Raw genomic sequence first — 13,866 nt, 5'->3', positions numbered from 1 at the left:
CAACCAAAATTATACCATGCTCCACAGCCACAAAAAACAAGACAACCCACTTTAATGGGTTGTCAAAGTGTAATACAGGCTCGTTCGCGCTCGCATTAAAATTGCGGAGGGGTGACGGACCAGATTAACAAAGCTTCCGTTTCTCCTGTATTTTCGATTGAGTGTGTTTTGCTGCTGTCAAATGAAATACTGTCTCCCGCTTCCAACACATGCTCTTCATCGTTGAAACGCGCTGTCACACTGCCGGTGATGACCGTGAAGCACTCTTCTCCCTCCGACTGGACGAACTTGTCGACAGCCATTTCTCCGGGCATCAGTCGCACTTCCAGCATCCCCAGCTTGGCGCTACCTCCCATCGAGAGCAGCGAATAAGTGCCCGTCGATTCAGGAAAGACCAGTTGTCTGCGTTTTTGCAAGCGAGTCACATGCACCTGCTTTTGATCAATATCTTCGAAAAAATGAATGATGGGTGACTCCAGAGCTTTGGTGATTTTCCACAGCGAATCCAGCGACGGCTGCGAAATACCACGCTCTACTTGGCTCAGCAACCCCTTGCTTAACCCTGTCTTGCCTGCCATAATTTCCAAGGTAAAGCCGCGTTCTTTCCGAATCATTCGAATCTTATGACCGATGGTCTCGATGGGAAGTCGCATAGTTCCAACCTTCTTTCTTATCGGAATAAATACGATATGTATCAACAGTGCTTTACACGACACCCATCGTTTTGATAATTCCGGTCGTAAACAGCACTATGTAGACGATTCCAAACCAGAGAAACGACAATCGCCAGGCTGAAAATCCTACCTTTTTAAGGGAGAGCCGCCCCTTCCACTTCATCTGTACCCACCCAAGGAGTATGGTTACCACCAGGTAAAAACAGAATACCCACCACCAAGCGGAAAATGCCTCGGGCCAGATCAGTTCGTAAGCGGAAACGGCAGAGCGAATCACCAAAAGATTCGTGATATTTATCGCGAAGCGGCTTGCCAATTTCTTATTCCGCGTCATTCCATACAAGATGAAATAAACGAGCGGAAACCCAAGAAACGGCACAACCGTCAGCGTCCCCCACAAATAGGCCCAGACATTCGCCAAAATGGTCATCTATTGTCGCCTCCCTCCTTCCGTATTCCCATGTCTGACTTAAGAAGGATAACGCGAAGCAAGGTTTCGTGAAGCGGAGTCGGAATCCCGGCCTTTTTTCCTGCTTGGACGAGATAGCCGTTGATAGACTGCACTTCCGTAGGTCTGCGCTTCTTTATATCCTGCAGCATGGAGGAAAGATTACGGGAAGTATTTCGGCAAATGGAGACAATTTCCTGCAAGTCTGCATCCTCGATTTTTTGTCCGGCAGACGCAGCCACTGCAGCTGCTTCCACAAATAAAGCACGCATGAGTTGTTGCGTATGTGAGTTTTCGAGGAGAGCACCATTTGGTATTTCAAAAAGCGCGGTTAACGGATTGATCAGCGCATTTGCGATGAGCTTTCGCCAAGCGAAGGGCTGTATTGCCTTTTCATAGATAGCCTCCATGCCTGTTGATATTGCCCACTCTACAAATGTGCGAATCAGTGGATCATTGCAATCAGAAGTCTCCCAAGAGCCTACGCGCAATGTACCAGTACCGGTATGCACGACTTCTCTAGGCGACAATCTCCTTGCTCCTTCCGTATTAATCGCAAAGAAGCACTGTGTCTCCGTTAAAACGGTTCGAAGCAATTCGTAATGACCCATGCCATTTTGCAAAGCGATCACTCTTGCCTTAAAGTCTAACCCTTGTAAAGCTGGAAGCACGCTATGCAAATCTGGCTGCTTAACAGTTAACAGATACAGATTCCCTTCAGGCAATCCTTCTTCAATGGGGCTGGCGGAGACGGGAACAGTGACTGACTCGCCATTCAGCTTTTGAAAGCTGAGCCCGCGTTCATTTAGCTGATTCGCCTGGAGTGAACTGCGTGTAACAATCGTGACAGGTTGTCCAGCAAGTGCGAGCCTTGCTGCATACAGCAGCCCGACAGACCCGCCACCTATGACTACCACCTGACTCGTCATTGGTTCTAGCAGCATTTGTTCACCCACATTAATCAATGCTTATTTTTCAAGAATAACAGAGTTTTCGGGATTGTTCAATTGATTGCCACAAAAAAAGATCGCAATTATCGAAATATTCCTAGACCCTCTCACATTTTTTTGTAAAAAAATAGGCTGTCGCCCTTTGACGACAGCCTGACCCACGATTTATACGGGATAAACAGCATGCTTTCTGTCCGAAAAAACGTGACGCTTTTCCTTGTAAACCTCGTAGCGCTGGATTAATTCGCGTCTCAGTTCGCTTGGAGGCACAACAGCATCTACAATCAAGTTCGATGCCAGCAAGTACAGATCGATGTCTTCCTGATATTCTCTGCGTTTTTCCTGAATAAATGCTTGGCGCTCTGCCGGGTCCTCAATCGCCTGTATTTTGTTACTGTAGACGGCATTAACTGCTGCTTCTGGTCCCATCACGGCGATTTGGGCACCGGGCAGCGCGAGGCAAGCATCAGGTTCAAATGCCGAGCTGGCCATTGCATACAAGCCAGCACCATACGCTTTGCGTACAATGACGGATATTTTTGGTACCGTGGCTTCCGCCATGGCGGAGATCATTTTTGCCCCGTGTCTGATAATGCCTGCCCGCTCTACGGCTGTCCCAATCATAAAGCCAGGAACATCAGCCAAGAACAACAGTGGAATGGAAAACGCATCGCACAGCGTGATGAATCGAGCCGCCTTGTCAGCCGAATCGACAAACAAGACTCCTCCCTTCACGCGCGGCTGGTTGGCAATGATTCCGACAGGCTTGCCATCCAGACGTGCCAAACCGGTAATCAGTTCTTGGGCAAATAACTTTTTAATTTCAAAGAACGAACCCTCGTCGACCAATGCTGTAATCACATCATGCATATTGAAAGCTGCATTTTGATTCTCCGGCACGATGCTGGTGATTTCTTTCGCTGTAGACACAGGGGCTTTTGCCAGTGCAGTCGGTGGCGTCAACGTATAGTTCGCTGGGAAGAAACGCAGATAGCTGCGCGCTGCTTGAATCGCTTCTTCTTCATTGGCAGCCAGTACGTCGCCGCATCCGCTTACGGAGCAATGCATGCGTGCACCGCCCAACTCCTCCAAGCTCACTTTTTCTCCAATCACCATTTCTGCCATACGCGGGGAGCCCAAGTACATGCTGGCGTTTTTGTCGACCATGATGACAATGTCACAAAAAGCTGGGATATAAGCGCCACCAGCAGCAGAAGGTCCAAACAAAATGCACACTTGTGGAATTTTGCCGGAAAGTTTCACTTGGTTGTAAAAGATTCGTCCAGCACCCCGTCGGCCTGGGAACATCTCCAATTGGTCAGTGATACGCGCTCCTGCTGAATCGACGAGATAGAGAAGAGGAACACGCATTTTTTCAGCTGTTTCTTGAATGCGAATAATTTTTTCGACGGTCCGCGATCCCCAAGACCCAGCTTTCACTGTCGAATCATTGGCCATCACGCAGACAGTTTGACCATTTACCTTGCCGATTGCGGTGACAACTCCATCCGCCGGCAGATCACCTGCCATGACATTCGCGAACAGCCCATCCTCGACCATGAACTCATCATCGAACAATAGCTTGAGGCGATCGCGGACGAACAGCTTGTTTTGCTCCTTGAGTTTGTCATGATACTTGGCATCGCCCCCTTGCACTACTTTGGCGATTTTTTCGTGCAATGTGTCTTCCAAATGTTTGGTCATCAGCGTAATCCCCCTCGTCACTCTCCGCGGTATATCGGTTTTCGTTTTTCTTGAAAGGCTGCGAGTCCTTCTAAGCGGTCTTTCGTCGGGACGAGCAGCTTGTACGCGTTGCTTTCAATCTGAAGTCCGCTAGCTAGCTCGACCTCCACTCCACAATCGATGGCAAACTTGGCTTGGGCTAGAGCAAGTGGAGCATTCGCTGAAATTTGCTCGGCCAAAGAAATGGCTGTCGCCATGAGTTGATCAGCGGGAACAATCCGATTGACCAACCCGATGGACAGTGCCTCCTCCGGAAAAACACGCCTTGCCGTAAAAATCAGTTCCTTGGCGACGCCTTTTCCAACCAGTCGAGGTAAACGCTGTGTTCCGCCAGCACCAGGGATGATCCCCAGCGATGTCTCCGTCAAACCCATCTGGGCCTGTTCACTCATGATCCGCAAATCGCACGCCAGCGCCAATTCTGTACCGCCCCCCAGTGCCAGCCCGTTAATCGCCGCGATGACAGGTTTCGGTAGCTTTTCCAGCTCTGTGAACGTATCTCGAATCGTTTGGATATAGACATCGACCTGTTGTGGTGACATGGAGCGCCGCTCTCTTAAATCCGCCCCAGAACAAAACGCCTTGTCGCCAGCCCCTGTCACAATGACCGTCCGGATGTCACGATCATGGCTGATTTCACTAATCAAGCCGCGTAGTGTCACGAGCGTTTCAAGGTTGAGGCAGTTAAAAACTTCTGGCCGTTGCAGCGTTAGTACGCCGATTGCGCCCTCTCTTTGCAGGCTAACCGTCATCTTCTATCCCCTCTTTGCGAATGTGTGGAAAATACAGATCATCCCGCTGGTTTGCTTGCGAGCGATGCCCGCAGCACTTTTGAGGGGAGCTCTTTACCCAACTGCTGCCCAATATACGCACCAGCCTCAATCAACTTCTCGAGATCGATGCCCGTTTCATAGTCCATTCCATGCAGCATGTAGACCAAATCTTCAGTCGAAATGTTGCCCGCAGCTCCTGGGGCATACGGGCATCCGCCAAGTCCGCCGATTGAGCTGTCAAAGATTCGGATTCCTTCCTCTAGCGCTGCTGCTACGTTCGCCAAACCAGTTCCTCTTGTATCATGAAAATGGGCGGCTAAGCGCTCGTTCGTAACATCTTTCACAAGTTCTCCAAAAACCTCATGTACCTGCTTCGGTGTTGCAACCCCTATCGTATCCCCGAGAGAAATCTCGTACACTCCCATTTCCAGCAGAGACTCTGTCACCCTGCGGCTATTGTCCAGCGGAACGTTTCCCTCGTACGGACAACCGAATACCGTTGAGACATATCCGCGAACTTTCATTCCGAGAGCCAGCGCTTCCTGGGCAACCTCCCGCAGAATCGGATACGTGTCTTCTATCCGTTTATTGATGTTTTTTTGATTATGGGTTTCAGAGGCAGACATGAACAGGGCAATTTCATTCAGTCCGCATTGGCGCGCCCGCTCCAGACCGCGAACATTTGGAACCAATGCGCTAAGCGTTACCTCTTGGCTGCGATTGATTCCCTGCAAAACCTCATCTGCATCCGCCAATTGCGGTATCCATTTCGGATTTACAAACGAACTTGCTTCAATCCGCTTCAAGCCTGCTGCCATCAGCTTATGAATCAACACGATTTTTGCTGCTGCCGGAACGATTGCGCTCTCATTTTGCAGCCCGTCACGAGGACCGACCTCCACGATTTGCACACGCACAACAAGTCACCCCCTCGCCTAGCGGTCGCTCAGTTTAGAAGCATTCTAATCCTATTCCAAAACGACAATGATATCGCCATCGTTGACAAAATCGCCAATATTCGCTTTTACTTCTACAACCTTGCCTGAGGCTTGAGCCTGTACAGGAACTTCCATTTTCATCGATTCCAGAACAAGAACGTCTTGTCCTTCATTGATCTCGTCACCCGGCTGCACCAGGACATTAATAACAGTTCCTGCCATATTGGCTGCTACTTGTTTCATGGATGGGTCTCTCCCTTACATATCATTTTAGTTAGCTCAGCGTTTTTCCGTGCTTGACGCTGCTCCCCGCTCAGTAACGAACCATGTCGTATAGTTACCTGCTCGGAATTGTTCATCCTGTAATACTTCTTGCAAAAACGGAATGTTCGTTTTAATGCCAGTAATCAGAAAATGATCTATAGCCTTCTGTGCCTGTTGCACAGCCTCTTCTCTTGTCGCTCCAGAGACAATGACCTTTGCAATCATCGGGTCGTAAAAAGGAGTCACTTGTGTACCTGTCTCTACCCCATCGTCAATTCGTACATCTTCGAACGCAGGTGGCTGGTACAACGTAATCGTCCCTGGCGATGGCAGGAAGGTGACAGGGTCTTCCGCATAGACACGCAGCTCAATCGCGTGACGCAGAGCCTTGACGTCCTCTTGCTTGATTGAAAGCGGGTGATTATCGGCAATGTCCAGTTGGAGCGACACGAGGTCAATGCCCGTCATTTCTTCCGTCACAGGATGCTCTACTTGCAAGCGTGTATTCATTTCCAAGAAGTAAAAGTTTTTCTGCTCATCTACGATAAATTCAACCGTTCCTACACCCGAGTAGCCCACTGCTTTCGCTGCTGTAACCGCTGCATCGCACAAAAGTTCTCTCGTTGCTGTGTCCAAAAAGGGCGAAGGGCTTTCCTCGAGCACCTTTTGATGTCTGCGCTGTATGGAGCATTCCCGTTCTAATAAGTGGATGACGTTTCCATGCTGATCGGCGACGACCTGCACTTCGATGTGGTGCGGACGTTCTACGTATTTCTCCATGTACATCGCATCGTTTCCAAAATACGCTTTTGCACGGCCTTTTGCCGATTGATAGGCTTGACGCAGCTCGGCCTCGTCTCGGCAAATGTGCATCCCGATGCCTCCGCCGCCAGCACTTGCCTTGAGCATCACGGGATATCCGATAGACATCGCGATGACAGCTGCTTCATCTGGAGAATCGATAGCCTGTTCGCATCCTGGAACGACTGGCACTCCCGCAGCCTCCATCATACGGCGGGCAGTCAGCTTGTCACCCATTTGACCGATGACCTCGGGGGTAGGCCCAATGAATAGAAGACCTTCCTCCAGAACGCGGCGGGCAAAAGCTTCGTTTTCTGACAAAAGACCGTAGCCTGGATGAATAGCGTCGGCACCGGTGCTTTTCGCTGCTGCAAGTATGGCCTCTACGTTCAGGTAGCTGTGTGGAACGGGCGGTGGACCAATATGGACTGACTCATCTGCTTCACGTACAAACGGCAGATCCTTGTCTGCATCTGAATAGACAGCAACCGTAGCCACTCCTCTTGCCTTGCATGTACGGATAATTCGTCTGGCAATTTCACCACGGTTTGCGATTAATACCTTGTTCATGGCAACGCTCCCCTCTTTGACAAACCGACTACAACTGTAAGCGCTTCCGAATTGTTTGCCTGGTTTGTATCATGTGATGCTACTTTCTATTTTGCCACGAGAATGATCATAGTTCTAGGATGAAATTTTAAATTTTTCCAAGGAAGCGAAATCATTTCCTGACAATCCCTCCATATAAAAAAGAAAAACACTTCGGAAAAGCCAATCATCGTGTATAATAAAAGGGCGGGGCCAAAAGGTGGCCAAGGCAAAGAGCTGTGAGAGGAGTGGCTAACCATGTTTGAAGTAAGACGTTTGCAAATCAACTATAAGACACTGGAGGAATTCCAGAAGTTTCGCGAATTTGGCCTGGAGGAGCTTTCTATGAAGGAAGACCTGGAGGCGAACATCGTGGAAAACGATTCGGAATCTCCATTTTACGGTATTTATGACAACGATCTTCTGGTAGCACGTATGAGCCTCTATAAAATTGACGGGAAATACGACCGTTACTTCCAACCTGCGCAAGACTATTACGAGCTGTGGAAGCTCGAAGTCCTGCCTGACTACCGCGGCAAAGATTACGGAACTGCTTTGGTTAACCATGCGAAGAGCTTTGGAGCTCCTATTAAAACCAACTCACGCTGTCGTGCAGACGATTTTTGGTTGAAAATGGGCTTCACGCCTGTGAAGTACAACCTCATGCGTGATCGTGGTGAAAACCCGTACGTCTGGTTGCCAGAGAGCGTAGAGCTGCAAGACTAGCTCCTTCTGGATGCTCAAACAAAAGAAGCGGATCAATCTCCGCTTCTTTTTTCATGCCTTGCACTTATTTTTCCACGCGCTCTAAATTTCCATTTTCATCCATTTTGAAGATCGCTTTGTTGGAATCCTCTTCCTGTAAAAAAGCAAGCTTGCGTGCACGTTCCATGATCTGTACCAATGCACGGTAGTCATCATTGACACCCTGAACCTGATCCAGCTCTTTTCTAGCGCGTTCGTGAGCTTCTTTCAATTCTTTTAACTCCAACTCTTTTCCTTCCAACTCTTGTTCCAATTGTCGCAAGCGACGAGTCATTTCTTTTTGATTGACGAGCATGCGAATAACTGCTTCAATCTGCTGTTCCTCTACATCCGCGTACTTTTGCACCTCTGCTACTGGTGTCTCAGAACGCTTTGTATGCAACGTGACGACCTCTACCTCAGCCACCACAGGGGGCGGTGCTTGAATCCTCCCGAGCTTTTTCAACTGCTGCCTTTGGCTTTTCGCAATCGAAATGGCCGCGTCGTACCGTTTGCGTACGCAACTGTTCCAGCGGAAGCCGCACGCAGCTGCTGTCCTTCCCAACCTTTGACCCACTTCTTCAAATGCAGCAAGCTGTGTGCCGCCTTCGCGTATGTGGCGCAAGGTGACTTCCGCCAGCACTAGATCGTCATCTTCGGTCCATGCGTCTTGTCTGGAAGCTACCATATGAGTCCCTCCCGTTACCTTTAAAAAGGATGATGTAATTCATCCTATGCTTTTCCCTACTCTTGTAGAATCGCTTTCTACTAGAAAAAGTATGTCCAAGCAAATAAATGTTTAAACGGAAGAAACCCCATTGATCAGGATGTTGGGCGCTTTGTCAGGAAGCTTTCCACCACGGCGACGTGTTCAGGGCTACCCCATAGATGCGCACATTGACTCACTTCGCGCCGGATTCGTTCTTCTTGCGGAAGACCCATTCGCTTCCACTGCAAAACCTTCATGTACGCCTCAATGCCAGCTAGCGGCTGGCCAGCGATTTTTCGAGCGAAACGATATACTTCCTCATGCAGCTTCTCTTCTGTATATACCTCGTCAACAAAACCGTAGGACTTGGCTTCCTCTGCACGCAATCTGTCACCAGTCAGCAGGAGAGCGAGGGCTTTTGACTCTGGCAGCAAGTCCAACAGCCGACTTCCTCCACCCCACCCTGTCGTAATATGCATGCTGATTTGTACAAACCCGAAGGTCGCCCTGTCACTGGCAAAACGAAAATGACACGCACCCGCAAACTCACAGCCACCTCCGACCGCCGCACCGTTTATCATGGCAATCACCGGTTTGGAAAACTGATCAATGGCCGACAAAAGCCCCGTCACTTTGCTGAGCAAAGGATGCGCCTGTTCAAAGCCGCGCGCTGCAATAAACTGATTCAAATCGCCGCCAGAAACAAAGCTTCTGCCCGTCCCCGTCACAATCAGAACCTTCACCTCAGGATCGGCTTGGCAGTCTTGCAAGACCTGATTCAGTTCTTCAACCAGCTCCACACTGATGGCATTATGTACATGCGGCCGATTTAATGTGATTGTGGCAATACCGTCCTGTTTTTGTAAAAGCAAGGTCTCCATAAGAACTCACACCTTTTTATCAGCTTGTGGCTTTATTTTACCTTTCGATAGACAAACAAAAAAGAGGAGGTATTTCCCCCCCTCTTCATTAGGACAACAAATTTTTCATGGCGGAAGAATTGAACCCGACGATCAGGTTTTCACCATCAGTCAGGATCGGACGCTTCAAAAGCTGAGGCTCTTCGCTAAGCATTTCGAGCAGTTCCTTCACCGACATATCATTAATATCAACATCCAGGTTTTTAAAGCGCTGACTTCTCGTTGACAAGATTTCATCCAAGCCATTTGAAGTCATTTTGATAATATCCAGCAGTTCTTCTGCTGTCGGTGGATTTTTGAACAAGTGACGCTCTTCGTAATTTACTCCGTTTTCTGCCAGCCATGCCTTCGCTTTGCGACAGGATGTGCAGCTCGGATAAGTGAAAAACGTTAATTTTTGTGTTTGTGTACGTTCAGCAACGGCCATTGGTTACCCCTCCATCTCAACTATCACGAATAATTTCATCTATAAAAGTCTTGCCATTTGCAGTTCTTGATGTTTCGTTCAAGCTCTTACGAAAAGTTAGCTGATAAAATTTCTTTCCTTACTTTGGATTTTACTGCTTCATTAACACTATGTCAATAGTAGTTAATTTAAAAACTAGATGAAAATTCGTATGATCTGCTGTTGTAGCACACTGCTACCTTAACAAGTAACACAAAATGGGATACACTTATGAAGATTGTTCAAAAAGTCGTCTTTTGATCACGACGAAGTCCTGAAGGCTTGAGCAACATTGAAAGAGGCGTTCACCTTCAAAGTCCGGTGCTCATGTAGGTCCCCTACACTCCGCTCCTCCTTTTTCAGGTTCTCACCACTTTCTCGGTGCTGAAAAGACGACTTTTTGAATTTGATCTTATGGAGATTGTTTTGAGAAAGGGGTATCGGCATGGACCACGATGCGCAAAAGTTAACCAGTGCTTTAGCTGACCCCACCCGTTTTTCCATTTACCAATTTGTCGCCTACAGTAAAGATCCCATCACGGTTCAGGATATAGCTGATCACTTCTCTATCCACCCTAATGTGGCACGCTTGCACTTGACGAAGTTGGAGGACGTGAATTTACTCACTGCTGTTACAGACAAAAGCGGTAAGGGAGGACGTCCCAGTCGGTTGTACTCACTGTCTGAACAGGTTGTGAGTCTGCAATTCCCACCTCGTGACTATCAGCTGTTGGCCGATATCGCGATTGAAAGCCTGCTCTCGCTCGGCGAAGCTGGCGAAGCCGCTCTCATTAAAATGGGACATCGCATTGGAACAGAGATGGCAAAACGGGCGGTTGTCCAAAGCGGAATCAATTTAGAAACAGCCTCTATGGAAGAAAAATTGGACCTGGTCCATCGGATTGTCGTGGCTCAGGGATTGAAACCAGACATCGAAGCAATGGATGAAGGGAAGCTGCGTTTTCGCGTGAATAATTGCACCTTCTCTGACAGCGCAAAAAAATATCCGAATGCCGTATGCCAGATGCACAACGCTCTGTTGATGGGAATATTCGAAACGTACTTGGGGAACATTGAGTTACGTGAGGATGATTCCAAAATTCGCGGTTGCCAATCCTGCAACTATACGGTGATTCAGTATTAGCACCGAAGTCCAGTCTCTCCTTTTAGGGTGACAATAATCCGTCATACCTTTATCGTTTACACGTGTTCGCCTGTCCTATATAATGGGGGAGGAATCTTGTAAATCTTACCGTTCGAGGCAAAAAGGGGGGACAAAAAATGGATCGTATGTATCGCGTTCTTGGTTTCTGGACCATTGTGATCGCGTTGATGGCGTTTTGGGGAGAATTGTACCCGATGGCGCTCATCTTCTTCAGTTTGACTGCTTTCTTCGTAGCGTTGAGCTACATGAACCTGACTGAACGAGTATACCTAAACATTTTCTTCGGCTTCATGTTCCTGTCTTTTGTTGGATTTACGTATTACACGTTCTTCGTGATGCCAGTAGGCCCACAAGAACACGCTTTGCTACAATTGATTATGTAAGAAAAAAGATGCTCGCCATGAGCATCTTTTTTGTGTTCACTTCTTCTTTTACTCCCGGATGCCTTTTCCTTGGATCATGACCCAAAAACGCCCACCCAAGCCAGCAGGATCAATCAGCTGCTGAATAGCCCGATTACGTTTCATCGCAACGCTTGTGAAAGGGTCTGTATCCATATGCGCGACCGCTTTATGAAGCAAGCCATTCCGCATCAAAAACCGATCCTGCCTCATATAGTCCCTTTCCCATAGACCAGCTTTTTCTCCATACTGCTTCCACGCAGAAAAATTCACATGTGTCGTCAAGTCTTGTTCGCCTATGTGGATATACGGATTGGTATGAGCCTGATGACGATGATAGCACATCAGTGTTCCGTTTTTTCGACTGGGATGGTAGAGCTCCTCTTGCAGGTCTCCATAATCAATCGTGATGACAAATCCTTTTTTCAATAGGCAGGAAACTTCTTGTGCGGCTTGCTCCATCGCCAAATTTATCTCGATCCGCATGCCGATTGGCAGCTTCAGGTTCAGCCCGCGCACATATTCTCCTAGGGCTGGTGTCATCTCCCCCAAGAACTCTTCCAACCCCTCCTCGCCAACACGTACCCACACTTCCTGCCAGCCGGATTTGGTTTTTTCCACCATATGTACCGGAGATGCGTCCAGCCATTCATTCGAGAAAATAACTCCTTCTATTTTTTCGTGCTTGGCAGCTTCATTCACGGAAGAATACCAGCGCTTCGGACCCTCATGCCACTGGAGTGTCTCCTGCTGCATTTTCCGGTGATACGGACTCGCCTCTATCAAAATGACCGTCAACTCTTTATATACCTCTGGGTTGCACTCACGGATGCGCTCCAGCATGTGACGGCAGACAGCCCCGGTTCCACCACCAATCTCCACGAGAACAGGCGAAGTGATATCCGCCTCCTCCCATAATGCCATAACAGCATCTGCGATTGTTTCCGCAAAGACGGGATGCACCGATGCGCTCGTATAAAAATCTCCCGCTTTGCCTACTTTGGGTCGCTCGACCATATAATATCCATACGTGTCATGATAGAGGGCCAACTCCATAAAGCGCGCGAACGTGATGGCTTTCCCAGGTTGGCTTTCTATTTCCTCGCGAATCAATTCGATCATCGTCATAAGCTCTTCTCCTGCTATCCAAATTCAACTAGATAAGGCTATAATACGAAAAGAAGCATACAATATGGAAAGGCAAAAGCAAAAGGTGAAATCATGCGCAAATTTCTTCTCGTCTTGTTCCTGCTTGTATGTCCACTGACGGTATTCGCCCAGGAAGAGCCCGCTACTCCTTTGGAGCAGCTCATCCTGCAACAGCATTTTACACAAAAAGAGCTGGAGCGAACCCTCACCTTACTCAAGGAAGAAGAGACGCGGACATACGGGGAAATCGCTCAAATGGATCTCGATTTGCAACGGCAAAAGCTAGTGATGGAAGCGACACAACGTCGTGCCGGTGAAGTAGCGCGAGCCTATTACATGGGCGAGCGTACTAATCTTCTGACGTTACTATTAAATGCGGAAAATTTCAATCAGTTCTTATTGATGTACGACTTCTACGAGATCTTGTACGAGCGTGACATGTCTCGATTAGAGTCCTATCATACTGAGCGCACCAAGCTCACCGCGATGCAAACCGACAAAAAGAATCGATTGGAACAACTTCAAACGCTGCGAAAAAAATACGAGCTTCAATTGGCAGAGATGCTCGCTGTTGCCGCTGAAAAAGAAAAGAATGTACAAAAACTGGATGACCCGACCGTTGTGGAATCCATGATGAATCACTTGATTTTAGACTGGGAAAAACGTGGTTTGCCCGCTTTCCAGACCTTCTTCGGAATGCTCGCGCAGGTCATGGTTCAAGTTCCCGAGTTGGCGACGCCGGATCGAATTCAGTCGGAAGGTCTCCTCAAGCACACGCTAACCATCAACCAGACTGACTTCAACAATTTTTTGATAGAGAAAGACGCCTTGTTTAAACAATCCCATTTCTCCTTTGAGGATAACAAGCTGACCGTGGAAGGCACCTATGATCAGATGGAACTCAAGCTCGTTGGTAACTATGAGCTCGTCTCTCCTACGCATCTTAAATTCCACATTACCGAGCTGTACTTTGACGGCTTTGCCTTGCCTCAATCGACCGTGGAGGAAATGGAGGAAGCGTACGATCTCGGTTTTTATCCGGAGCTGATCTCCCCCAATATTCAAGTGCAGGGCATCACGCTGATGGACGAAGAATTAAAGCTCCAGCTACAATTTAATCTGCCATTTGGATTCGGAAAGAAGTAAAGCCAGCT

16 protein-coding genes are annotated in these 13,866 nt (G+C 48.3%); 4 read left to right on the top strand and 12 right to left on the bottom strand.

From position 1 onward, the window contains the following. Window positions 1-95: 95 nt before the first annotated feature. From C7R91_RS01320 to C7R91_RS01285, 8 genes are all read right to left on the bottom strand, one after another. Window positions 96-653, bottom strand: coding sequence for a helix-turn-helix domain-containing protein (locus tag C7R91_RS01320; protein ID WP_007717657.1), 558 nt, complete (start codon window positions 651-653; stop codon window positions 96-98). 52 nt (window positions 654-705) lie between these two features. Beyond that, window positions 706-1,104: a DUF3397 domain-containing protein gene (locus C7R91_RS01315; RefSeq protein WP_047068379.1), complete on the bottom strand. Its 399-nt coding sequence runs from the start codon at window positions 1,102-1,104 to the stop codon at window positions 706-708. After that, the gene (locus C7R91_RS01310) at window positions 1,101-2,066 is read right to left on the bottom strand and encodes a ketopantoate reductase family protein (RefSeq protein WP_047068380.1); all 966 of its coding nucleotides are present in this window, start codon (window positions 2,064-2,066) and stop codon (window positions 1,101-1,103) included. Before C7R91_RS01310 ends, C7R91_RS01315 begins: the two co-directional genes overlap by 4 nt. A 171-nt stretch (window positions 2,067-2,237) precedes the next feature. Next, on the bottom strand, window positions 2,238-3,776 hold the full coding sequence (locus C7R91_RS01305) for an acyl-CoA carboxylase subunit beta (RefSeq protein WP_047068381.1): 1,539 nt from the start codon (window positions 3,774-3,776) through the stop codon (window positions 2,238-2,240). Between the two features lie 17 nt (window positions 3,777-3,793). Continuing rightward, window positions 3,794-4,567, bottom strand: coding sequence for an enoyl-CoA hydratase-related protein (locus tag C7R91_RS01300; protein WP_047068382.1), 774 nt, complete (start codon window positions 4,565-4,567; stop codon window positions 3,794-3,796). Window positions 4,568-4,605: 38 nt separating this feature from the next. Beyond that, window positions 4,606-5,505 (bottom strand): hydroxymethylglutaryl-CoA lyase, encoded by a 900-nt coding sequence (locus tag C7R91_RS01295; RefSeq protein ID WP_047068383.1) that lies wholly within the window; start codon window positions 5,503-5,505, stop codon window positions 4,606-4,608. A 51-nt stretch (window positions 5,506-5,556) separates the two neighbouring features. Beyond that, window positions 5,557-5,769: a biotin/lipoyl-containing protein gene (locus tag C7R91_RS01290; RefSeq protein WP_015892116.1), complete on the bottom strand. Its 213-nt coding sequence runs from the start codon at window positions 5,767-5,769 to the stop codon at window positions 5,557-5,559. A gap of 36 nt (window positions 5,770-5,805) precedes the next feature. After that, complete coding sequence (locus C7R91_RS01285) at window positions 5,806-7,161, bottom strand: acetyl-CoA carboxylase biotin carboxylase subunit (protein ID WP_047068384.1); 1,356 nt, start codon at window positions 7,159-7,161, stop codon at window positions 5,806-5,808. A 276-nt stretch (window positions 7,162-7,437) separates the two neighbouring features. Between C7R91_RS01285 and C7R91_RS01280 the strand changes: the two genes are divergently transcribed. Continuing rightward, window positions 7,438-7,905, top strand: a complete 468-nt coding sequence (locus C7R91_RS01280; RefSeq protein WP_047068385.1) for an N-acetyltransferase — start codon at window positions 7,438-7,440, stop codon at window positions 7,903-7,905. A gap of 64 nt (window positions 7,906-7,969) precedes the next feature. Here C7R91_RS01280 and C7R91_RS01275 read toward each other — a convergent pair whose 3' ends face one another. From C7R91_RS01275 to C7R91_RS01265, 3 genes are all read right to left on the bottom strand, one after another. Further along, a complete protein-coding gene (locus tag C7R91_RS01275; RefSeq protein ID WP_047068386.1) occupies window positions 7,970-8,611 on the bottom strand; it encodes an RsfA family transcriptional regulator in 642 nt (213 codons plus the stop codon). A gap of 134 nt (window positions 8,612-8,745) precedes the next feature. Beyond that, window positions 8,746-9,513 (bottom strand): enoyl-CoA hydratase/isomerase family protein, encoded by a 768-nt coding sequence (locus C7R91_RS01270; protein ID WP_047068387.1) that lies wholly within the window; start codon window positions 9,511-9,513, stop codon window positions 8,746-8,748. Between the two features lie 88 nt (window positions 9,514-9,601). After that, window positions 9,602-9,979, bottom strand: a complete 378-nt coding sequence (locus tag C7R91_RS01265; protein ID WP_016740704.1) for a Spx/MgsR family RNA polymerase-binding regulatory protein — start codon at window positions 9,977-9,979, stop codon at window positions 9,602-9,604. Window positions 9,980-10,442: 463 nt separating this feature from the next. Here C7R91_RS01265 and C7R91_RS01255 point away from each other — a divergent pair, with 463 nt between their 5' ends. Beyond that, a complete protein-coding gene (locus C7R91_RS01255) occupies window positions 10,443-11,141 on the top strand; it encodes a helix-turn-helix transcriptional regulator (RefSeq protein WP_047068388.1) in 699 nt (232 codons plus the stop codon). A gap of 137 nt (window positions 11,142-11,278) precedes the next feature. Next, window positions 11,279-11,545 (top strand): DUF2626 domain-containing protein, encoded by a 267-nt coding sequence (locus tag C7R91_RS01250; protein WP_015892123.1) that lies wholly within the window; start codon window positions 11,279-11,281, stop codon window positions 11,543-11,545. A gap of 48 nt (window positions 11,546-11,593) precedes the next feature. On the opposite strand, the gene C7R91_RS01245 is transcribed toward C7R91_RS01250, so the two are convergent. Then, a complete protein-coding gene (locus C7R91_RS01245) occupies window positions 11,594-12,691 on the bottom strand; it encodes a class I SAM-dependent methyltransferase (protein WP_047068389.1) in 1,098 nt (365 codons plus the stop codon). A 93-nt stretch (window positions 12,692-12,784) separates the two neighbouring features. On the opposite strand from C7R91_RS01245, the gene C7R91_RS01240 reads away from it, so the two are divergent. Further along, the gene (locus tag C7R91_RS01240; protein ID WP_047068390.1) at window positions 12,785-13,858 is read left to right on the top strand and encodes a hypothetical protein; all 1,074 of its coding nucleotides are present in this window, start codon (window positions 12,785-12,787) and stop codon (window positions 13,856-13,858) included. Window positions 13,859-13,866: the final 8 nt, after the last annotated feature.

It is taken from the genome of Brevibacillus formosus (genome assembly GCF_003013405.1).
Taxonomy (GTDB): Bacteria; Bacillota; Bacilli; order Brevibacillales; family Brevibacillaceae; genus Brevibacillus; species Brevibacillus formosus.
The sequence above is the reverse complement of the archived record's forward strand: the minus strand, read 5'-3'. Positions and strand labels throughout refer to the sequence as shown.